Raw genomic sequence first — 1,496 nt, 5'->3', positions numbered from 1 at the left:
GTCTTGCCCAGGAGCAGGTCCGAGGCCCGTTCGGCGATCATGATCGTGGGCGCGTTGGTGTTGCCGCCGATCAGGGTGGGCATGACCGAGGCGTCGATCACCCGCAGGCCGGCGATCCCCTGCACGCGCAGCTGGTCGTCGACCACGGCCAGCGGGTCGCCCGCCGCGCCCATCCGGCAGGTGCCGACCGGGTGGTAGATGGTCTCGGCCTTGGCGCGGATCCAGGCGTCGAGGTCGGCGTCGCTCTTGATGTCTGCGCCCGGCGCGTATTCGGCGTCGCGATAGGGATCGAAGGCGGACTGGGCCACCACCTCGCGGGCGATCTTCACGCCCTCGCGGATGGCGCGACGGTCTTCCTCGGTCGCCAGATAGTTGCCCAGGATGGTCGGATCGTCGAACGGATCAGCCGAGCGCAGGCCGACCTTTCCGCGACTCTCGGGTCTAAGCTGACAAACGTGCAGGGTGAAGCCGTCCTTCTCGACCTGGGTCTTGCCGTGGTCCTGCATGATCGCCAGCACGCCGTGGATCTGCAGGTCGGGACGGTCCAGGTCGGGCCGCGACTTCAGGAACGCGCCGCTCTCCAGGAACTGCTGCCGGCCCAGGCCCTTGCCCAGCAGCATGTAGGACAGGCCGGTGCCCAGCTTCTTCAGGCCCTTGTTGGCCGAATAGGCGGTGGTCAGATTCCGGGTGGTCCACGACAGGCAGACGTCGAGATGGTCCTGCAGGTTGGCGCCGACGCCCTTGGCCGCGTGGGTCACCGCGATGCCTTGGGCCCTCAGCTCGTCCGGATCGCCGATCCCCGAGAGCTGCAGGATGTGCGGCGACTGCACGGCGCCGGCGCTGAGCAGCACCTCGGCGTCGGCATGGGCGACCACGCGCTCCGGGCTGGTCCCGACCACATACTCCACGCCGATCGCCTTGCCGTTCTCGACCAGGATGCGGGTGGTGCGCGCCTCGGTCACGCAGGTCAGGTTCGGCCGGGTCAGGGCCGCCGTCAGATAGGCGGCCGCCGCGCTCCAGCGCTTGCCGTCGCGGATGGTCAGGTCGTAGGGGCCAAAGCCCTCCTGCTGGTAGCCGTTGAAGTCCTTGGTCACCRCGTGGCCCGCCTGGCGGCCGGCCTCGATCAGGGCCGGATAGAACGGGCTCTTGGACTCGCCGCCCGACACGTGCAGCGGCCCGGCCTCGCCGTGATAGGCGTCGCCGCCGGCGTGGTGGCTTTCCGAGCGCTTGAAGTAGGGCAGGACCTCGGCATACGACCAGCCCGACAGCCCCATCTGCCGCCACTGGTCGTAGTCGCGCGCGTGGCCGCGGATATAGATCATGCCGTTGATCGCCGAGCTGCCGCCCAGGCCCTTGCCGCGCGGCCACCAGAGCTTGCGGTCATTCAAGTGCGGCTCGGCCTCGGTCCAGAAACCCCAGTTCTGGTCGCCCTTGGCCTTGATCAGCTCGCCGACCCCGGCCGGCATCTTGACCAGGATCGAGGTGTTCTTCCCGCC

At 69.0% G+C, this 1,496-nt stretch carries 1 protein-coding gene; it reads right to left on the bottom strand.

The window, feature by feature from the left end; translation table 11 throughout:
* Nucleotides 1-1,496: choline dehydrogenase (locus AC1DZ6_RS25070; protein WP_477099801.1), on the bottom strand; the 1,496-nt coding region annotated here is incomplete at both ends.

This window comes from Caulobacter sp. P1_B12_2, assembly GCF_056406675.1.
This window is presented reverse-complemented; position numbering and strand designations above follow the sequence as displayed.